17 protein-coding genes are annotated in these 20359 nt (G+C 65.8%); 9 read left to right on the forward strand and 8 right to left on the reverse strand.

Annotated elements, in window-relative coordinates:
- The 5 genes from VL752_RS18285 to VL752_RS18305 all read left to right on the forward strand — a co-directional run.
- On the forward strand, nucleotides 1–1402 hold a 1402-nt coding region (locus tag VL752_RS18285), incomplete at its 5' end, for an FAD-dependent oxidoreductase (RefSeq protein ID WP_325357373.1).
- A gap of 22 nt (nucleotides 1403–1424) precedes the next feature.
- Nucleotides 1425–2045, forward strand: a complete 621-nt coding sequence (gene rsmG, locus VL752_RS18290) for a 16S rRNA (guanine(527)-N(7))-methyltransferase RsmG (protein WP_408863174.1) — start codon at nucleotides 1425–1427, stop codon at nucleotides 2043–2045.
- Nucleotides 2042–2929 (forward strand): ParA family protein, encoded by an 888-nt coding sequence (locus VL752_RS18295; RefSeq protein ID WP_325357375.1) that lies wholly within the window; start codon nucleotides 2042–2044, stop codon nucleotides 2927–2929. The genes rsmG and VL752_RS18295 overlap by 4 nt, the downstream gene beginning before the upstream one ends.
- Nucleotides 2926–3792, forward strand: coding sequence for a ParB/RepB/Spo0J family partition protein (locus VL752_RS18300; RefSeq protein WP_325357377.1), 867 nt, complete (start codon nucleotides 2926–2928; stop codon nucleotides 3790–3792). Before VL752_RS18295 ends, VL752_RS18300 begins: the two co-directional genes overlap by 4 nt.
- 11 nt (nucleotides 3793–3803) lie before the next feature.
- Entirely contained in the window at nucleotides 3804–4283 is a 480-nt protein-coding gene (locus VL752_RS18305; protein ID WP_325357379.1) for a DUF1178 family protein, read from the forward strand.
- Between the two features lie 93 nt (nucleotides 4284–4376).
- Here the strand turns inward: VL752_RS18305 and VL752_RS18310 are convergent, their stop codons facing one another.
- The 3 genes from VL752_RS18310 to VL752_RS18320 are packed head-to-tail and all read right to left on the reverse strand — an operon-like array spanning nucleotide 4377 to nucleotide 8986.
- Entirely contained in the window at nucleotides 4377–6725 is a 2349-nt protein-coding gene (locus VL752_RS18310) for a phosphoenolpyruvate--protein phosphotransferase (protein ID WP_325357381.1), read from the reverse strand.
- Nucleotides 6700–7752 carry an NAD(P)H-dependent flavin oxidoreductase gene (locus tag VL752_RS18315; RefSeq protein WP_325357383.1) on the reverse strand — a complete coding sequence of 351 codons (1053 nt, stop codon included), beginning with the start codon at nucleotides 7750–7752 and terminating at the stop codon, nucleotides 6700–6702. The genes VL752_RS18310 and VL752_RS18315 overlap by 26 nt, the downstream gene beginning before the upstream one ends.
- Nucleotides 7753–7768: 16 nt before the next feature.
- The gene (locus tag VL752_RS18320) at nucleotides 7769–8986 is read right to left on the reverse strand and encodes an aspartate kinase (protein ID WP_325357385.1); all 1218 of its coding nucleotides are present in this window, start codon (nucleotides 8984–8986) and stop codon (nucleotides 7769–7771) included.
- A gap of 169 nt (nucleotides 8987–9155) precedes the next feature.
- On the opposite strand from VL752_RS18320, the gene ubiG reads away from it, so the two are divergent.
- The 4 genes from ubiG (at nucleotide 9156) to VL752_RS18340 (ending at nucleotide 13686) form a co-directional block, all read left to right on the forward strand.
- Nucleotides 9156–9896 (forward strand): bifunctional 2-polyprenyl-6-hydroxyphenol methylase/3-demethylubiquinol 3-O-methyltransferase UbiG, encoded by a 741-nt coding sequence (ubiG, locus tag VL752_RS18325; RefSeq protein WP_325357387.1) that lies wholly within the window; start codon nucleotides 9156–9158, stop codon nucleotides 9894–9896.
- A gap of 320 nt (nucleotides 9897–10216) precedes the next feature.
- Nucleotides 10217–11221, forward strand: a complete 1005-nt coding sequence (locus VL752_RS18330; RefSeq protein WP_325357389.1) for a dihydroxyacetone kinase subunit DhaK — start codon at nucleotides 10217–10219, stop codon at nucleotides 11219–11221.
- A gap of 175 nt (nucleotides 11222–11396) precedes the next feature.
- Nucleotides 11397–12500, forward strand: coding sequence for an alcohol dehydrogenase catalytic domain-containing protein (locus tag VL752_RS18335; protein ID WP_325357391.1), 1104 nt, complete (start codon nucleotides 11397–11399; stop codon nucleotides 12498–12500).
- A 124-nt stretch (nucleotides 12501–12624) separates the two neighbouring features.
- Nucleotides 12625–13686 (forward strand): sugar-binding transcriptional regulator, encoded by a 1062-nt coding sequence (locus VL752_RS18340; protein WP_325357393.1) that lies wholly within the window; start codon nucleotides 12625–12627, stop codon nucleotides 13684–13686.
- A 33-nt stretch (nucleotides 13687–13719) separates the two neighbouring features.
- Here the strand turns inward: VL752_RS18340 and VL752_RS18345 are convergent, their stop codons facing one another.
- From VL752_RS18345 to VL752_RS18365, 5 genes are all read right to left on the reverse strand, one after another.
- Nucleotides 13720–14745, reverse strand: coding sequence for an enoyl-CoA hydratase/isomerase family protein (locus VL752_RS18345; RefSeq protein ID WP_325357395.1), 1026 nt, complete (start codon nucleotides 14743–14745; stop codon nucleotides 13720–13722).
- 202 nt (nucleotides 14746–14947) lie between these two features.
- Nucleotides 14948–16873 carry a Hint domain-containing protein gene (locus VL752_RS18350; RefSeq protein WP_325357397.1) on the reverse strand — a complete coding sequence of 642 codons (1926 nt, stop codon included), beginning with the start codon at nucleotides 16871–16873 and terminating at the stop codon, nucleotides 14948–14950.
- Between the two features lie 90 nt (nucleotides 16874–16963).
- On the reverse strand, nucleotides 16964–18262 hold the full coding sequence (gene hisD, locus VL752_RS18355; RefSeq protein WP_325357398.1) for a histidinol dehydrogenase: 1299 nt from the start codon (nucleotides 18260–18262) through the stop codon (nucleotides 16964–16966).
- Nucleotides 18262–18987 carry an ATP phosphoribosyltransferase gene (hisG, locus tag VL752_RS18360; RefSeq protein WP_408863173.1) on the reverse strand — a complete coding sequence of 242 codons (726 nt, stop codon included), beginning with the start codon at nucleotides 18985–18987 and terminating at the stop codon, nucleotides 18262–18264. Before hisG ends, hisD begins: the two co-directional genes overlap by 1 nt.
- 42 nt (nucleotides 18988–19029) lie before the next feature.
- A complete protein-coding gene (locus VL752_RS18365; RefSeq protein WP_325357400.1) occupies nucleotides 19030–20133 on the reverse strand; it encodes a hypothetical protein in 1104 nt (367 codons plus the stop codon).
- Nucleotides 20134–20359 lie beyond the last annotated feature (226 nt).

The following is a 20359-nucleotide window of genomic DNA, read 5'->3' on the forward strand; positions in this document are numbered from 1 at the left end:
TGTCGGCGGTGACAAATCACCCGGCGGGCGCATCGGCGAAGCCCCGGCTTTGCCGCTGGCCGCCAGGCTGCGTGGCCTGGACCTGCCCGTGGCGCGCCTAAAAACCGGAACGCCGCCCCGTCTTGAAAAGGCCAGCATCGATTGGGACGCGCTGCCGGCCGACGAGAGCGAAACCGTACCGGAGCCCTTCAGCACGCTGACAACCCGGATCGACAATCCGCTCATCGCCTGCCGCATCACCGGAACGACGGCGGCGAGCCACGACCTGATCCGCGCCCATCTGCATGAATCCGCGGTTTACGGCGGCCATCTGTCTGGCCGTGGCCCCCGCTACTGCCCCTCCATCGAGGACAAGGTTCACCGCTTCCCGGATCGAGACCGCCACCAGATTTTTCTCGAGCCCGAGGGCCTGCCTGATCACCCTGAGGGAACGGTGGTCTATCCCAACGGCATCTCGACCAGCTTGCCGGCGGCTGTACAGGAAGCCCTGCTGAAGACGATTCCGGGTCTCGAGCGGGCGCGCATTCTGCGCCACGGCTATGCGATCGAATATGATTACGTCGACCCACGGGCGCTTACCCACGACCTCGAATTGAAGTCGGTTTCAGGCCTCTTCCTTGCTGGCCAGATTAACGGCACCACGGGCTACGAAGAAGCAGGCGCGCAGGGGATTCTGGCCGGCATCAACGCCGCCTGTCGCGCGGGCGGATCCGAGACCGTGCGCCTGGACCGTTCGGAAGGCTATATCGGCGTCCTCGTCGACGATCTGGTGACCCATGGGGTCACCGAGCCTTACCGCATGTTCACCTCCCGTTCGGAATACCGGCTTTCTCTCCGGGCCGACAATGCCGACCTCAGGCTGACCAGCAAGGGCATCGCCTGGGGCTGCGTCTCCCTGCAGCGCGCGAGCACTTTCGAGACCTTCCGGCAGGCGCTGAGTGCAGCGCGGGAGACCGCGATGGCGGCCAGCTTTACGCCGGCCGCCTTGGCTGCGCTCGGCCTGACAACGCGAGCGGATGGCCGGGCGCGCAGCCTTTACGAGGTGATGTCCCTGCGGGATCTTCCAAGCGACACGCTCAAGGCGACCTTCCCTTCTCTGGGTCATCTTGCGCCGCGCGTCTACGACGCGCTCGAGACCGAAGCCCGCTATGCGGCCTATCTCGGGCGGCAGGAAACCGAGATCCGTAACTTCCGGCGGCAAGAGGATATTCTGTTGCCCGAGCGGCTCGACATCGCCCGGCTCGGCGGACTTTCGGACGAGTTGCGTGATAAGCTCGCAACCCATCGGCCGCGATCGCTGGGCGCCGCCGCGCGCATTCCCGGCATGACACCGGCCGGCCTCGCCATCCTGCTCGCCGGCCTGCGCAAGCTCGAGGGAAGCGTTTCACGTGAAACAGTCTAGGTCGGATCTCATGGCCGCGAGCCTGGAAAGCCATGCCGGGCAAAGCCCTTCTCCGGCACTACCACCGCAGCTACGAGACAAGCTCGCCGTCTATGCCGAGCTGCTCACCCGATGGAACCGAACGATCCGGTTGGTCAGCACTCAGGACGTCCCTGCCATTTGGACAAGGCACGTCATGGATTCGCTTCAACTCCTGCCATTTCTGCCACCCGGCCTCGCGGGCGCGATCGATCTCGGTTCCGGCGGTGGGCTGCCCGGACTCGTCCTGGCACTCGCGTCGGATGTGCATTTCGATCTCATCGAAGCAGACGCACGGAAAGCTGCCTTCCTGAAGGAGGCGGCCCAGGCGACGGGCGCCCCCGTCACGATTCATGCACAGCGGATCGAGGCGGTTTCGCTTCCCCCCAGCGGCTTCGTCACGGCCCGTGCCCTGGCTCCTTTGCCGAAACTCCTGTCCCTCGCCGCCCCTCTGCTCGCTCCGGGGGGTCTGTGCCTTTTTCCGAAAGGGCAATCCTTTGATGCCGAAATCGACGACGCCCGCCATTCCTGGACCATGACCATCGAGACCATGCCGAGCCGAACCTCTCCCGAAGGGCGCCTCCTCCTCATTCGCGATCTGCGACAGAAGGACACTGGCCGATGAGCGTCTCCACGCGCGCGCGCGCGCTGATCGCTGCCGACCGCAAACTCACAGAGGAGCAGATCCCGCCGCCACGCCCCCCTGCGCCCGCCTCCGCCGCCCGGATCATCGCCATCGCCAATCAGAAAGGGGGTGTCGGCAAAACCACCACCGCCATCAATCTGGCGACAGCCTTGGCTGCTGCCGGTCATACCGTCCTGCTGATCGATCTCGATCCGCAGGGCAATGCCTCCACCGGCTTCGGCCTCGCCCGCAACGCGCGCGGCCGCGGCATGTTTTCCGTCCTGGTGGAAGGCGCGCCCATGGCCGAGGCCGTGCGTGGCACGATGATCCCGGGCCTCACGCTGCTCCCTGCCGATCCCGACCTTTCGGCGGCCGAGTTGGAGCTCGTCTCCGCGCCGCAACGGGAAAAGCGGTTGAAGACCGCGCTCGATGATTGGGCCGATCTGCACAGGCATCACTTCGTGATCATCGACTGCCCCCCGAGCCTCGGACTGCTCACCCTCAATGCGCTGATGGCAGCACATGATGTTCTCGTCCCACTGCAATGCGAATTTTTTGCGCTTGAGGGGATTACGCAGATCACCCAAACTATCGAAGCCGTGCGCCAGCGCCTGAATCCAGGCCTGTCCTTGCACGGCATCGTGCTCACCATGTACGACCGCCGGAACAATCTCTCCGATCTGGTGGCCCAGGACGTTCGCGGCTTCTTCGGCAAGAAAGTGTATGAGACTGTGATTCCCCGCAACGTCCGCATCTCCGAGGCCCCGAGCCACGGCAAGCCGCTCCTGCTCTATGATTTCCGTTCACCCGGCAGCCAGGCCTATATCCGCCTGGCGGCCGAACTGGTCGAACGGCTCGATATCCAGCCGGATCGCGCAGCATGAGCGCGCGGGATGCCGGTCCCCGGCTCGGCCGCGGTCTTGCCGCACTTCTCGGGGAGGACCCGAGTGCCACTCCGCGCGAAAGCACCATCCAGCTGATCGCAATCGATCTGTTGAGCCCGGGCCCCTTCCAGCCGCGCACGCAGGTCGACCCGGGCGAACTCGCCGCCCTCGCCGCATCGATCCGGGAGCAGGGCGTTCTGCAGCCAATTCTCGCCCGGCCAGATCCGAAGATGCCCGGCCAATACCAGATCATCGCCGGCGAACGGCGCTGGCGCGCCTCGCAGCAGGCCGGTCTGCATGAAATCCCGGCACTCGTGCGCGCCCTGGAAGATACGGCCGCAATGGCCGCGGCCCTGGTCGAGAACCTGCAGCGCGAGGACCTCAACCCGATGGACGAGGGTGAGGGCTACCGCCGGCTGATGGAGGAATTCTCCCTCACCCAGGAAAAGGTGGCGGATAGCGTCGGCAAGTCCCGCAGTCACGTCGCCAATACCATCCGTCTCCTCAAACTGCCGTCGAGCGTCCAGGCGGAGCTCCGTCGCGGAACGTTGAGCGCAGGCCACGCCCGCGCACTCCTTGCTCACCCCGATCCCGCGCGTGCCGCCCAGGCAGTTATCGCCCAGGGGTTGAATGTGCGTCAGACCGAGGCTCTCGCCGCCAAATCGAGCGAGGAGCCGGGCGCGGCCCACAGTCGCGCGCAGAAGGTGAAGGACCCGGACACCGCCATCATCGAGCGCGAGCTGCAGCATCGCCTCGGACTTGCGGTCAGCATTGTCAGCCGGGGCCGAGGCGGCACTCTGCAGCTCAGCTTCAAAACCTTCGAGCAGCTTGAGGGGCTCATCGCCCTTCTGATGCGTGACTGAGCATCAGCGGAATGATCCACTATCAGCTGCAATGCGACCACGGCCATGGTTTCGACGGGTGGTTCAGCGACAGTGCGTCCTTCGAGCGCCAAGCAGAGCGCGGCCTCATCGCTTGTCCGAGCTGCAATAGCCTTGCCATAACGCGGGCCTTGATGGCACCCGCACTCGGCCGCAAAGCGCGCCATGGGGTGGATCGCCCCGCGCCGCCGTCCACACCTGCCCAACCCGCCGAGCCGCCGTCGCAGGGCGTCATCCCCGCTCCCGCCATGCCGGACCAGCTGCGCGCCCTCCTCCAGCGCATGCGCGCCGAGGTCGAGAAGACCTGCGACGATGTTGGGGGGAATTTTGCCGAAGAGGCGCGCCGCATCCATTACGGCGAGGTCGAAGCCCGTGGCATCTATGGTGAAACCACGCCCTCGGAGGCTGAAGCCCTGACCGAGGAAGGAATTGATTTCGGCGTTCTTCCCTGGCTTCCCCGGTCCGACAGCTGAACCGCGATCGAGCCGATGGCTTTGGGTCGAGGTGCCCAAAGCCTGAAGCGAACCGTGACCTGTTGATCGACCGACCGCCCCGCTGACATCGGGTCAGACCGAAAGGCCGTGCTCCCGCGCCCAGGTGCCGAGCGGTTCCCGGAGGCTGGCGGCCTGGGCGTGCTGCGTGCGGATCGACGCCAGCACACGCCGGAACGCCGCCATATCGACCTTTCGCAGCGCCGCCTTCACGCGCGGCAAGGCCGCCGGAGACATCGAGAGGGAGCGGAAGCCGAGCGCCACGAAAATCAGCGCCTCCAGCGGCCGGCCAGCGGCCTCTCCGCAGAAGGAAAGTGCGACCACCTCCGCCGCCGCATGTCGGACGACGGACTCAAGGAGATCGAGCACGGGCGGCGAGATCACGTCATAGCGGCCTGCAAGGTTTGGCGTTCCGCGATCCGCCGCGAACAGGAACTGCATCAAATCGTTGGAGCCGATCGAGACGAAATCGACTTCTTTCATGAGCGCAGGCAACTGCCAGAGAAGCGCGGGCACTTCCAGCATGGTGCCGACCTGCAAGCGCACCGGTTTGATCTCGGCTCGAGCAACTTCCGCATCCAGCAGCCCGCGGGCAGCACGAAATTCTGCAACCGTCGCGACCATCGGGAACATGACGGAGAGTTCGCGCCCATGCGCCGCAGCCAGCATGGCGCGCAGCTGCCGGCGGAGCGTCACTGGCCGGTCGAGGCCGATGCGGAGGGAGCGCCAGCCCATGGCCGGGTTTTCGCTCGGCGAAAGATCGGCCGTGGGCAGAAGCTTGTCGCCGCCGAGATCCAGGGTCCGGAACAGCACGGGCCTCCCGGCGGCATGGTCCAGGACACGCGCATACTCCGCCGTCTGACGGCCCATGAGCTTGTCGCTGCCGAGAATCCCGGCCCCGCCCGGGTCTCCTGCCTCGGCCGGGGGGCGATGCTGGGCGAGGAGGGAGATCTCCGTCCGATAGAGGCCAATGCCCACGGCCCCTGCTGCCTCCAGCTGGGTTAGTTCCAGCGGCAGGCCAAGATTGACCATCAGCGAGACGGCCAGACCGTCCGAAGTGACGGCGGGTTGGTCCCGGAGCGCCTCCCATTCCGCCGCATGCGCCACTTCCGACGAAACCGCACTCACATAGGCCTGTCGGACCTCATCCTCCGGCCGCAGGATGAAAAGCCCATCCTCCGTGTCGAGAATTCCCTCGTCGCCGTCTTGGCAGGCATCCACCACCCCGCGTGCGTCGGACAGAGCCGGCAGACCCAGCGACCGTGCCAGGATCGCCGAATGGCCGGCAGCACTGCCTTCCTCGATGACGAAGCCGGCAACACCCCGCCGGTACCAGTCGAGCAGCTCGGCAGGTCCTAGCCGCCGCGCAACCACGATCGCGCCCCGCACATCCCGTTCCGCCGGCTCTGCCGTTCCATTGTGGACACCAGCCTCGCCGGCAACGATCGCAAGCTGGCGCAGCAGCCGATTACCGAGATCCTCGATATCAACCAGCCTTTCCCGCAGATAGGGGTCGGCGATGCGCCGCATCCGCTCCCGCAATTCACCGAGGACGCGCATCACCGCCGCCTCGGCGGAAAAGCCGCCCTCGATGACCGCCGAGACACGCTTCAGCCAACCGGTATCGGCGGCGATCAGACGGTAGGCTGCCAGAATGTCACGGGTAGCCTCCTCTCCTGCCCCGTCGGAATTGCCCGTCCCAATGCCCCCCACGAGATCGTCCAGGCCGCGCTGCAGATGCTCGGCCGCCATGGTCAGCCTCTGTTGCTCAGCCTCGGGATCGGCTGCCAGCACCCGCCGACTACCGAGGGACCGTTCCCCCCGGACAACCGGCCCCATGACGATCCCCGAGGCCAGGGCCAGCCCGTCGAACCGCCGCGGCAAGGCGGCGCCGAATCCCTCGCCGCGCACCTCCACGGCCCCCGCCGAGGTCAGGATTTCGGCGAGCAGCATCGCCACGGTCTCCAGCGATTCCTGCTCGATATCGGTGAATTTGCGGGGCTCCCGGTTCTGCACGGTGAGCACGCCGACGATATGGCCGGACCTGCGGATGGGGATCGCAAGGAGCGACGCGAAGGCCGCCTCCCCGGTCTCCGGCCGTTGGGCGAAACCCGGATGGTCCCGCGCATCGGCAAGGTTGAGCGGGCTGCCCATGGCCGCTACCAGGCCCACGATTCCCTCTCCGAGGCGGAGCCGGGTCTGGCCGACCGCCTCCGCCTCCAAGCCGCAGGTCGCGGTAAGTTCGAGAATTTCGCCCGTCCGCATGACATAGAGGGCGCAGACCTCGGTCGCCATCTCGCTGGCGACAAGTTCGATCAGCTTCGGAAGCGGCGTATTGCCGCGCGCCAGGCGCTCGCGCAGGCTCGCGAAAAGACGCCGTGGCGTCCAGGATGTGATGTCAGGCCGGGTTGCGGGCTGATCCACGGCTTGCCAGCATCGCTTCGGCCTCGTCGAGCAATTGCGCCATGACGGCGGCCACGGACTTTTGCGCACGTACCTGGCCGACGGACTGGCCGGCCATCACGGAACCTTCCTCAACATCCCCATCGATCACGGCTCGGCGGAGCGCCCCCGCCCAGAAATGCTCGATCGAGAGTTGCGCTTCCTCCTTATTGAATTCGCCGGCCTGGAAGCGCCGGACGGTCTCGGCTTGATGCTGCAGAAAGCGTCGCGTGCCCGCGTTGTTCAGGCCCCGCACCGGGATCACCGGAAAGCGCTCGTCGAGCTGGACGGAGGGCATCGCATCCCGCGCATTGGCCCGGAAGAAGGCCTGCTTGAAATTCGGATGCGCGATGCTCTCCTCGGTTGCGGCGAACATGGTGCCGAGCTGCGCGCCGGCTGCGCCCATTTCCAGCAGGCCCACGATCGCATCGCCACGGCAGAGTCCGCCGGCGACGAAAACCGGCACCTCCCGGATAACCGGCAGGATCTCCTGCGCCAGAACCATCAGTGACACTGGGCCGATATGGCCGCCGGCTTCCGACCCCTCGATGACCAACGCATCCGCACCGGAACGCACCAAACGCTTCGCCAACACCAATGCCGGGGCGAAGCAGACGAGCTTGGCGCCGCCGTCCTTCACGGCCCGCACGGCCGATCCTGGGGGTACGCCGCCCGCGAGCACGATATGCCCCACGCGGGCGCGCAGGCAGACCGCGATCAAGGCGTCCAGATCGGGATGCATGGTGATCAGGTTGACGCCGAAGGGCTTGTCCGTCAGCGCCTGGGTCGCCGCGATTTCCGCTTCAAGCAGCGCCGGTGACATGGAGCCGCAGGCGATCACGCCGAACCCGCCAGCATTGGAGATGGCGGACACCAGGTGCCGTTCGCTCACCCAGCTCATGGCCCCGCCCATGATGGCGTATCGGCTGCCAAGGAATTCCGTGCCGCGTTGCCAGAGCGCCTGCAGGTCGGGTGTCGCGACGCGCTCGGCCAAAACAGTGCCTTCCATGGAAGCTATACCCGCGTCACGAGGCATCGAGGCCATAGGCCGTATGCAAAGAGCGCACGGCCAGCTCTGTATATTCGGAAGCGATCAGGATGCTGACCTTGATCTCGCTGGTGGAAATAACCTGAATATTGATCCCCTTGTCCGCCAGCGCCTTGAACATCGTGCTCGCAATGCCCGCATGGCTACGCATGCCAACGCCGACGACACTGATCTTGGCGACATTGATATCGGCCAGCAGCTCGGCATAGCCGATTTCCGGCTGCACCGCAGAGAGTGCGGCCTGCGCGCGCGGCAGATCGGTCTCGCCCACGGTGAAGGTCATGTCGGTCATGCCCTCCTCCGAAATATTCTGCACGATCATGTCGACATTGACATTCTCGGCCGCAAGCTTGCCGAAGACCGCGGCCGCAACGCCGGGACGATCCGGCACGCCCCGCACGGTCAATTTCGCCTCGTCCCGCGAATACGCGATTCCGGACACGATTTCCTTTTCCACGATCTCATCCTCATCCACGACGAGCGTGCCGGGCAGGTCCTGGAAGCTCGACAGAACCTGCACCCTCACCTGCTCCTTCATCGCCAGTTCTACACTACGGGTCTGCAGCACCTTCGCACCCACCGACGCGAGTTCCAACATTTCCTCGTACGAAATGCGCGCAAGCTTGCGGGCGCGAGGCACAATGCGGGGATCGGTCGTGTAGACGCCGTCCACATCCGTATAGATGTCGCAGCGGTCCGCCCCGAGAGCGGCGGCGAGCGCCACCGCGGACGTGTCGGAGCCGCCGCGGCCAAGGGTAGTGATCCGGTTGTCCGGGCCAAGACCCTGGAACCCCGTCACCACGGCGACCTGGCCGAGCCCCATGCGGCGGATGAGTTCCTGGCCCTCGATCGCCTCGATGCGCGCCTTGCCATGCGCTCCATCCGTGCGGATGGGAATTTGCCATCCAGCCCAGGACCGCGCCTCGATGCCGAGGGTCTGAAGGGCAATGGCCAGAAGACCTGCCGTAATCTGCTCACCCGTCGAAACGACGATGTCGTATTCGCGCGCATCGTGCAGAGACGAGAGGCCCTGGCACCAGCCGACCAGTTGATTGGTCGTGCCAGACATGGCCGAGACCACCACCGCGACCTCGTTACCCGCCTCGACCTCGCGCTGCACGCGGGCCGCAACATTGCGAAGCCGATCGAGATCGGCGACGGAGGTGCCGCCGAACTTCATGACTATCCGGGCCATGATACCTTTCCGAAGCGACCCCGCTGCACGGGGTGCATGATGACTGCTGGCCCTTGGGTCGCCACGGAGGATTAGGCGCGCGCCGGCCGAGGCCCTATGATTGTACCGTCGCCGCAAAAGCGCGCCGCCACACGGGCGGAACACATAGCGGTGCCAAGGCTCAGGGGCAATGATGCAACAAGATGGAACCCTTTCCTCTGATGAGGTCGCGCGTTTTGATGCGCTGGCCGCCGATTGGTGGGCACCGAATGGCCCCATGGCGCCCTTGCATCAAATGAACCCCTTGCGCGCCGGCTGGATCGAGCAGCGCATTCGCCAGCGATTTCCCGCAGATCTGCCCGGCGAAATTCTCGACATCGGCTGCGGCGCCGGCCTTCTGTCAGAAGCCCTGGCCGGTCGCGGCTTCCCCGTCCTCGGCCTCGATGCCGCCACTGCCGCCATCCGTGCCGCTGAAACCCACGCCGCCGGGCGTGGCCTGCCGCTTCGTTACCGCGCGGGGCGGCTCGAATTATTGGTAGAGGAAGGCGCGCGCTTCCCCATCGTCACCGCCCTTGAACTGATCGAACATGTCCCCGACCCCGCGCGCTTCCTGGAACTGCTCGCAACCGTCGTGGTACCGGGCGGCCTGCTCTTTCTGTCGACCCTCAATCGTACCCTGCGCGCACTGGCGACGGCCAAGATCGGCGCGGAATATGTCGCTCGTCTCCTGCCGCGCGGCACGCACGACTGGCGCCAGTTCATGCCTCCGCGGCAACTCGGGGCCTACGCAACCCGCGCCGGGCTCCGACCGTTGGCCAGTGCAGGGATGAGCTATGACCCTTGGCGCCGCCGCTGGGTAGAAAGTCGCGATCTCTCCATCAACTACATCATGGCCTTCGAGAAGCCGGCTGCCGTCGGCGCGGGCAACTAACAGAAGGGGAAGCCCGGCAGAGGGTTTGCTGCGTTGCAGAATTTCTCATCCCGCGCTCAACCGCTCAGGCGTGAATGCCTGGCTTAGAGCCCGATTTCCTGCTCAGGGCAGATGTTGCTCCGAAAATGGGCAAAGTTTGGTCGGTGGATCGCTGCCGGGCGGCAACGGGATGGCAAAACCTCAGTCCTGCTGCCGAGCGATTGTATTAACCAGTTGACAATTGCGCAGTTCAGCCGGAGATTTACGGGCAACAATTCCAAGACTCACGAGGGAGGGACTTCGCGCATGCTCGCAGCATCTCACGGGCAGGACCATCGGTCGTGAACCGCATCATCAATGATCCGGAGCAGGTCGCGGACGAGACGATCGCCGGCGTGCTGAAGGCGTTTCCCGAGCTGCTCGCTCCGACCGACAATCCCCGCGTTCTGCGCGCCGCCAAGCACCGCGGCCAAGGCAAGGTCGGCATCGTGACCGGCGGCGGCTCGGGCCATGAACCTGCCTTCCTCGGCTTTGTGGGGCCGGGCCTGTGCGATTCCGTCGCCTGCGGCGAAATCTTCGCCTCGCCGACCGCGAAAAGCTTCCATGCCGCCTTCAAGGCCGCTGATTTCGGCGCGGGCGTCGCCTGCCTCTACGGCAACTACGCCGGCGACAACATGAACGTGAAGATGGCGGTGAAGCTGGCGGCCAAGGACGGCATCGAGGTCCGCTCCGTCGTCGCCAATGACGATGTCGCCTCCGCGCCCCGCGAAGATGCTGGCAAGCGCCGCGGCGTCGCCGGCGAGATCATGATGTGGAAGACCGCGGGCGCGCTGTCCGACGAAGGCGGCAGCCTCGATCAGGTCATCAGCGTCGCGCAGAAGACCATCGACCAGACCGGCAGCGTCGGCATCGGGCTATCGGCCTGCACCATTCCGGCGGCCGGAAAACCGAATTTCACCATCGAGCCGGGCATGATGGAAGTCGGCATCGGCCATCATGGCGAGCCCGGTGTCGCGGTCATGCCGATCAAGCCCGCGAAAGAAATGGCCGGGCTCATGCTCGACCGCATCCTGGAAGACAAGGGCTTCGGCCAGGGCGATGACGTCGCCGTGCTGATCTCCGGCCTCGGCGCCACCCCGGTCATGGAACTCTATCTTCTCTACAGCCATGTCGACGAGATGCTGCGCGGCCGGGGCATCACCCCGCGCCACCGTTTCGTCGGCAACTACTTCACCTCGCTCGAGATGATGGGCGCCTCTGTCACGGTCACCCGTCTGGACAGTGAGCTTGACCGGCTGCTCGGCCGCCCCGCCCACTCGCTCGGGCTTACGGTGCTCGGCAGCTAAGGTCGATCGCGGGAGGGATCCAATCTGAACCGTTCATCAGACCCTTATCGATAGCTTAGACGATGCCGGCCGCACGCAGCGCCCGGGCGGCCGCACAGAACCCGCCTCGAGACCGCTTAACCACACAAGATTTCGTTGCGTCGCCAAGGACGCAACGGTTTGAAGGGAAACCGACATGAGCAGTTCAACACGGCCCAACGATCTTCCGGCGATGATGGACGCGGTCGTCGCCTATGCGCCGGGCGATTATCGCTTCGAGCAGGTCGAGGTGCCCCGCGCCGGGCCGGACGACATTATCATCGAGGTCGAGGCGGTCGGCATCTGCGCGGGCGACATCAAGTGCTACCAGGGCGCGCCCTCCTTCTGGGGGGACGACAAGGGCCAGCCGAAATACGTCAAGCAGCCGATGATCCCGGGCCATGAATTCATCGGCCGGGCGGTGGAGATCGGCGCGAATATCGCCGCTGACGGCCGTTTCAAGGTCGGCGACCGGCTCATCTCCGAGCAGATCGTGCCCTGCGACAAATGCCGTTACTGCAAACGCGGCGAGTATTGGATGTGCGAGGTTCACGATCTTTACGGTTTCCAGAACAATGTAAATGGCGCGATGGCGCGCTACATGCGCTTCCCCAAAACCAGCCGCACCTATCACGTGCCGGAAGATCTCTCGCTGGAAGCGGCAGCCCTGATCGAGCCCTTCGCCTGCTCGGTGCATGCCGTGAACCGCGCCCGCATCGAGCTTGACGACATCGTCGTACTGGCCGGTGCCGGCACGCTCGGCCTTGGCATGGTCGGCGCCGCGCGCCTCAAGAACCCCAGCAAGCTTATCGTGCTCGATACCAAGGCCGATCGGCTGGCGCTGGCCAAGAAGTTCGGTGCGGACATCGTCATGAATCCCCTCGAGGTCGATGTCGTCGCCGAAGTCAAGAAAATGACCGACGGCTATGGTTGCGACGTCTACATCGAGGCGACAGGCCACCCGGCCAGCGTCCGCCAGGGGCTGAACATGATCCGCAAGCTCGGCCGCTTCGTCGAATTCAGCGTCTTCGGCGAAGAAGTGACGGCGGATTGGAGCATCATCGGCGACCGCAAGCATCTCGACATCTACGGCGCCCATCTTGGCCCCTACTGCTATCCCTTCACCATTGCCGCGATTTCGGACGGCCGCCTGCCGTTCGACGGCGTGGTGACCCACAAGCTGCCGCTGAAGGACTTCAAGACCGGCTTCGACCTGATGAAGAAGGGCGAAAACTCGATCAAGACCATTCTCATTCCCTGATTTCGATTGACTGACCACGACTGGGCACGTGGCATGGCGACATGCCGCGTGTCCCAAAGGTGAGCGCGGCGCGCTTCGACGCAGCCCACGTCTCGCCACTCAGAAGAAAAGAACCGTCCCGCCAATGTCCGAGCCGCAAAAGCGATCCTGGCCCCTGTCGCAGCGTTCCGACGAAAAGGATGCCGAGCTGGACGTGATGACCGAAATCGCCGCGCTCTATTACGCGGATGACGTGACGCAGGAGGAGCTTTCCCAGCGCTTCGGCATGTCCCGCGCCAAGATAGGCCGGCTGCTCAAACGCGCGCGCGAGGAAGGTATCGTCGAAATCCGCGTGCGCCCGCATCCCGGTGTCGCCGGTGAGATCGAAAAGGAATTCGTCCGCCGTTTTGGGCTGGACCGGCTCATCGTCGCGGTCGACCACCGGCATCAGGAGACCCAGCGCCAGGCGCTGGCAAGCCTCGTCGCCGCCCATCTCAACCGGCTGCTGCGGGACGGCATGATCATCGCCGTCGGCATGGGCCGCAATGTCGGCGCAGTGGCGGACGGGCTGGTCTCCCCGGCCGCCCAGCGCGCTGTTACCTTCGTCTCGGCCATCGGCGGGTCGCTCCGCGCCGGCGAGATCATGAACCCCGATCATATCGGCCGGCGTCTGGCCGCACGTTTCGGCGGGGAGAGCGAGACGCTCTATGCCCCGGCGCTCGTCGAAAGCCCCGCCGCCCGCGCGACCCTCATGCAGAACGACACGGTGCGCCAGACACTGGACCGGGCACGGCGGGCCGATATCGCCCTCATCGGGGTGGGTGATCTCAGCGAGGACAGCAACATGGTGCGCATGGGCTGGTTCACGCCCCAGGAGGTCACGGAAGCCCGGCTTTCCGGCACGATCGGCGACATGATGGGTTATGACTTCTTCGACATTCAGGGCCAGCCCTCCAGCCAGCCGCTGCAAGGCCGCATCATGGGTCTGACCACCCCCGAACTCCGCCGCATTCCGAACGTCATCGCCATTGCGAGCGAGAGCACCAAGGCCGCCGGCATTCTGGGCGCTCTGCGCACCGGCGTGATCAATACCTTGGCGACCACTCTCAGCAACGCCCATACGGTGCTGAGCCTGGATGACGCGACGCGCCAGCGCCGCGATCTGCCTGCCCCGGCCGCCATCGAAAGCGGACCGAACGCCGCCTGACGTCGGCCAGCGGCGCCGGCCTAATGCGCCGGTCTAGTGCGCCGTCTGCATCAGCGCGGCGATCGCGCGGGGATCGACCTCTTCCAGCCGCCCGGGCTGCCAGCGCGGCCTGCGATCCTTGTCCACCACCATCGCCCGCACCCCCTCGGCAAAATCCGGCAGGCGAATGATGTGGCGCACGAGAGCTCGTTCCGCGGCGAGGCAGGCATCGAGATCGCGCGATGCGCCCGCACGCAGAGAGGCGAGTGTCCAGCAAAGCGCCGAGGGCGACATCCGGCGAAGGACCCCGAGCGTCTCCGCTGACCAATCGCTGCCCTCTGCCTCCAGCCGCGCCTCGATCTCGGCCAGGCTGTCGGCGCCAAAACAAGCCGCGATCGTGCCGAGCTGCGGGGCCAGCGAAAAGGGCGGCGGTGGCGCCACGAAACGCGCGATGGCGGCTGTGCCCTCCGCTGCCAGGGCTGCCGAGAGGGCGCCGACCGCCGCCTGCGGCACGAAGGCTGTGGCGAGACCGGCATGCACGGCATCCCCGCCGGACAGCCGCGCCCCGGTCAGGCCAAGGTAGGTGCCGAGGAAATTTGACAGACGCGGCAGGAAGAAACTCGCCCCGATATCGGGCGTGAGCCCGATTCCGGTCTCCGGCATGGCGAGCATCGCCGCCTCCGTCACCACCCGGTCCGAGCCATGAACGGAGATGCCAAGACCGCCGCCCATGCAGATGCCATCGATCAGCGCCACATAGGGTTTGGGAAAATGGCCGATGGCCCCGTTCAGCGCATATTCCTCGGCGAAGAACTCTTCTGCCGCGTCATGCGCGCCCCCGAGAACCTGCTCGCGCACCGCGCGCACGTCACCGCCCGCGCAGAAGGCCCGCCCCTCGCCTTCCACCACCACGGCCTCGACCGCCGGGTCCGCCGCCCAGCGATCCAGCCACTCCCGCATGAACCGGATCATGGGCAGATCGAGCGCATTGAGCGCGCGAGGCCGCATCAGCCTCAGGCGCCCTATCCGCCCGTCTCGCCGTGCCTCGATGCCGGGGCCGGTGATCGTCGTTGCCGTCATGGCCAGGTTTTCCCTTCAACTGGCGATCTGAAGGAAGCTTTGGCCAAGTCCCGATCCGGCGCAAGGTTCAGGGTCTGATCGGTTGAGATTGAACCGCGGGAGCGATTCATCCGAACCGTGACTCAGATCCTCGCCCATCCGTCAGAACGCAATTCCCATCTCAGACCCAAGCGGAATCGCCCCAGTCTGACGCGACCGCACTCTACGCGGCGCGGTTTGCCCCGCCATCGCGCGCACTGACCGCCGCCGCGCGGGCCGCCAGACGCGCCCGCACCTGTTCGATCTCCGGTCCCAGCACGCGGATGGGCGCGCAGGCCAGTGCATCGCGCAGCAACTGCAGATCGGGCCGATCCTGGCCCGCGAAATCCCGCCCCAGACCCAGTTCCGGCCGATCGCCGACGTCCATGTAGCTTTCGGCGGCCAAACCTTCGGCGAAAATCGCTGCATGGCGAGGGAGCTCGATATGATGATAGGTCACCATCTCAACCGCCACCTGTCGCACCGTCATGTCATTGACGAGGTATTTGACCGGGATCAGCACGCCGCGTGCGAGGATCGCGTGGTCGGGCGAGAGATAAAGATCCCGCGCGGGCACTGCGGGCGCAAAGGCACCCGCCTCCACCAGGATCGGCTGTATCTCCGTCGGTCGCTCGTGCACGGTGCAGTCGATCCTCTGCTGCCCCACCCAGATTACCGGCAGGCTCTCCCCGCAGACGGTCGTCACGAGATCGCCCTCTCTCAAACACTCGATCGACCTCGACCCGTCCGGCGTCCGGATTTCCGTTCCGGAGCGGAAACAGGCGAGCGTGACCACCGTGTTGCTGCCCACCGCCTGCACCTGCAGCGTACCTGCGATGGTACCGAAATTCATCGATTCGGTCGTGCCGTTGCTGACCAGCGTCAGCGTGCTGCCACTGACGCTCGACGAGACGCCCGTCACCCCATTCAGCACGAGCTTGTCGTCATGATCGAAGCCCGAGATCGTCTCGCCACTGAAGGCGGAAAAGCTGCCGGCGAGAGACCAGCTGTCCCCGCTGTCGAAAACGATCGTATTGAAGCCGGTGACCTGGCCGCCGAGGCCGGTCAGCGTCCCGCTCGTCGCCGCGCCGAGTTCGAGCACGCTGCCGCCGCCGCCGCCCGTGACCGAGCCCACGAAGCTTGCGCCCTGCTCCACCACCAGACGATTGGTGAGGCCGGTACCGAAGACCACCGCCTTGCCGGTCGCCGTTCCATCGATCGTACCGGCATTGACGACGGTGCCGCCATCGACCGCCACGCCGGTCGTCACAGACGCAATCACGCCGCCAGCGAGATTGGTGATGATCCCGCCGCCATAAAGCCCAACGCCCAGGTCGTAGCCATAGATATAGCCGGCATTGGTCACCGTGGCCGTTCCGGCGCCCACGTCGATCCCGTCATAGGTACCGATGACCGATCCACTCGCGGTATTGGTGATGGTGCCCCCGGCGCCGAGATAGACACCGTAGCCGTTGAGGCCAACCGCATCGATGACGGCACTATTGGTGATGACACCAGCCCCGCCGTAGACCGAGACACCGGAGAAGTCGCCATAGATGCCGGTGGTGCCTGCATTGTTGATGATGCCGCCGTTTTCGAGCGCCACCCCATTGCCTTGCAGCGTCGTCGTGTAGATGAGGCCGGTATTGGTGACCGTCCCGGTGGCATTCGCGATGTCGATGCCGCCGATGCTACCGAAGATCGTGCCCTGGGCCGTGTTGGTCACGCTGCCGCCGGCACCGAGATAGATGCCATCGTAGACATAGTTGGGCGAACCGCTGACGATCTTGGTCGGGCTCGAATCGATCACGCCGCTATTGGTCACGCTCGCGGCGCCGCCGGTGACGTCTATGCCATTCCGATAGCCCGCGATCACGCCGGCATTGGAGATGGAACCGGCCGTTGAAAGATCGATACCATTGGCGCCCGCGGCCGACGCGGTCACACTTCCTTGGTTCACGACCGTCCAGCCTGAGACCGGCGCGCCGGCCGTGGTTCCGGTCACCGCATCGCCGCTCGCCGCGATAACCGCGCCGCCGCTGGTGATGGTGGTGGGGCTGACACTCAGGGTTACGCCCTGGGTGACAGTGGTTGAAATCGTACCCGACATGATGCCTCCGTCCGATCGACGGATGCCGATACCACAAGAGGTTTTAATGATTGCTTAACAGCAACCCTTCGTCCTGATGGACTTAACAATTTATTGGAAGTCGGACCCGATGCGAACGGCGATCGACCGGGCATGCGCGCCAAGACCCTCGGCCTCGGCCAGGGCGATGGCCGCCGGTCCCACCGCCGCCAGCGCCGTCTCATCACCCGCAACCCAGGTCGTCCGCTTGAGAAAGTCGAAGACCGAAAGCCCGGAGGCAAATCGCGCGGTGCGGCCCGTCGGCAAGACATGGTTCGGGCCGGCCAGGTAATCCCCCACCGCCTCCGGCACGTGGCGGCCGAGGAAGGCTGCCCCCGCATGCCGCACGCGGCCAAAGAACGTCTCCGGTTCCTCGGTCATGACCTGCAGATGCTCGGGCGCGAGACGATTGACGAGCGCGGCCGCCTCCGCCCAGTCGGCGACCAGGATGACGGCGCCATGCTGCGCCCAGCTCGCCCCCGCGATCGCCGCGCGCGGCAGCGTCTCCAGCGCCCGCGCCACCGCCGAAACAACGGCATCGGCAAAGCCGGCATCATCCGTCATCAGAATGCTTTGGGCCGATTCGTCATGCTCGGCCTGGGCCAGCAGGTCCATCGCCACATGAGCGGGATCGTTGCGGCCATCCGCCACCACCACGACCTCCGAGGGACCCGCGATGCCGTCGATCCCGACGCGGCCGAAAACCTGCCGCTTCGCCTCGGCCACATAGGCATTGCCGGGGCCCACGATACGGTCGACGGGCGCGATGCTCGCCGTGCCATAGGCCAATGCGGCGATCGCCTGGGCGCCGCCCACACGATAGATTTCGCTGACCCCTGCCCGTTCGGCCGCCGCCAGCACCAGCGGGTTGAGCAGGCCGTCCGGTGCCGGCACGCAGATCGCGATACGGCCGACGCCCGCGACCTTTGCCGGCAGGGCGTTCATCAGAACAGAGGAAGGATAGGCAGCCTTGCCGCCCGGAACATAGAGGCCGACGGCATCCAGCGCCGTCCAGCGCATGCCGAGCCGGTAGCCGGCCGCATCCTTCATGGCGAGGTCAAGGGGCAGCTGGGCCCGGTGGAAAGCCTCGATCCGGCTGGCCGCGAGATCGAGCGCGGCGCGCAGAGCGGGCGCGACCTCGGCCTTCGCCGCCGCGATCTCCGCCGCCGTCACGCGCAGTCCATCGGGTGTCATGGAGACACGGTCGAAGCGGCTGGTATAGGCGCAGAGTGCGCCATCGCCCTCGTAGCGCACGGCCTCGATGATGGCCGAAACCTGCGCGCCCACCGTCTCGGTCGTTTCCCGCGCCTCGGCGAGCAAGGATTCGAAGTCCTGGGCGAAGCCCGGGTCGCAGGTGGAAAGCCGGCGCATCAGCCCTTTTCCCTTTCCTGCCCCTGCTCCAGCGCCTGGCGGAAGCGCGCGAGCCAGGCGCCGATCACCTCCGGCCGGGTCTTGAGTGCGGCACGGTTGACGATGAGGCGGGAAGAGACGGAAGCGATGACTTCCGTCTCGACGAGACCATTGGCCTTGAGCGTCGATCCGGTCTGCACGAGATCGACGATGAGGCGCGAGAGGCCCAGCCGCGGCGCGAGTTCCATGGCGCCGCTCAAATGCACGACCTCTGCATGGATGCCCCGCGCGGCATAATGGCGGCGCGCGATATTGGGATACTTGGTCGCGACCCGCACGCGGGACCAGAGTCCCGCATCATCCGTGCCGGCCGTCTCGGCCGGTTCCGCGACCGAGACCCGGCAGCGGCCGATGCCGAGGTCAAGCGGGGCATAAATTTCCGCATAGTCGAATTCCATCAGCACATCGGCGCCGCAGATGCCGATATCGGCCGCGCCGAAGGCAACGAAGGTCGCGACGTCGAAGGAGCGGACGCGCACGATATCCAGCCCCGGATGGCTGGTCGGGAAGCGCAGCCGCCGGCCGCTTTCTTCCACCAGATCCTGCGGCAATTCGATGCCCATGCGGGTGAAGAGGGGCATGCATTCGCCGAGGATCCGGCCTTTGGGCAGCGCCATCACGATCTGCTCCCCGGCCGGCGCGGGAAGGTCCTGATCGGGGCTCGTCAGTTCGGCGATCTGGGTCATGCGGCGGGCTCTAGCATCCGGGGCGCCGGGGGCAAAGCGGCCTCAGCGGTCAGCGGCCAGAACGGTGCTGCACAGGAAGTGGAGCAGCGGGTTGCGCGCGACCTCCGCGGTCGCGGCCGGAGGCGGCGGCGTGCCCTGCATATGGCGCTTCCGGTAGGCGCTCGCATTGAACCAGGGGTTGGGGTCGAGATCGCGTATCGCGCCGATCGCCAGGTAATGGGCAAAGATATCCCGCGCCCGGCCGAGTTCCGCACCGTAGCGGGCGACGTAGAAATCGATATCGAAAAGCGGCAGCGGGCTGAAGCGCCGGGTCGGCCGATGCGCCAGATAATGGGCGAGGGCGATCTGCCCTTCCGGCAGGCCATAGGTGCGCCGATACCAGCCTGGATCGAAATAGAGGCCGGGCCGATAGCCCTTCGCCTCCCCCAGCAATACGTAATGGCAAAGTGGGCTCATATGGACCGGAATACCGTAGCGCTGGGCGTACCAGACCCCGTCGAAATAGGGATTGGGCCGGCGATATTCCCGCCAGCCCTCCTTGGCATAGTGATCGACCGCGTCGAGCCCCGCCTGATGCACGTCCGGCCCGTTAATGTAGTAGTAGTTCTGATCGACGAGGCCGGATTCCCGCAGAATCTCCCGCTCATCCCGCGGCAGCCGCCCCTCCGCCGCGCCGCGCGACCGGTAATGCTCGAAGGGGTCGAGCCCGGCGGCAGTGACGTCCGGATTCTCGGCCGCGTAGAAGCGTGCATCGAAACCCGGATTGGGGCTGACCGTGCCAGCGCGCCGATGGGCGAGGTAGTGGAGAAGGCAGGGCACCCCCGAGGCCAAGCCGTAAGCGCCGCGATACCAGAGCGGATCGAACCAGGCGATCGGGCGCAGTCCGCCACGCTCCCCCTGGGCCAGATAGTGAAGCAGCGGGTCCCCGTCCGGTGGGGCCGGAAACTGCGCCTTGTAGAAGAGGGGATCGAAGGCCGGGTTGGGCCAGCGCCCCTCCTGCCAGCCCAGCGTCAGATAATGCGCGACGGGATCCACCCCCGCTTGCGCGATATCGGCATAGAACTCGCGATACCATTGGCCATCCACGCCGTAACGCGGATCGATCGCGGCACCCTGCGGCAATGCGGCTTCGGCAGTGGCGGCCAAAGGGCTCGTCTCCCTGGGGTCTGATCGGTTCAGTCTCACGCGCGTCAGCACGTCTTCTGAACCGTGAACCAGACCCTCATCAGCACGTTAAAAGAAAGCAGGTGCTTTATAGCGTGAAAATCCGGGTGCCACACCTCCGGCGCCGCTGGGTGCCCGCCACCGAGCCCCCTGCCCCCAGCGCCGCGAAGGTGCCATAACAACCGTCCCCTCGCGGGTCATTCGGCGC

It is taken from the genome of Acidisoma sp. (assembly GCF_035492295.1).
GTDB lineage: Bacteria > Pseudomonadota > Alphaproteobacteria > Acetobacterales > Acetobacteraceae > Acidisoma.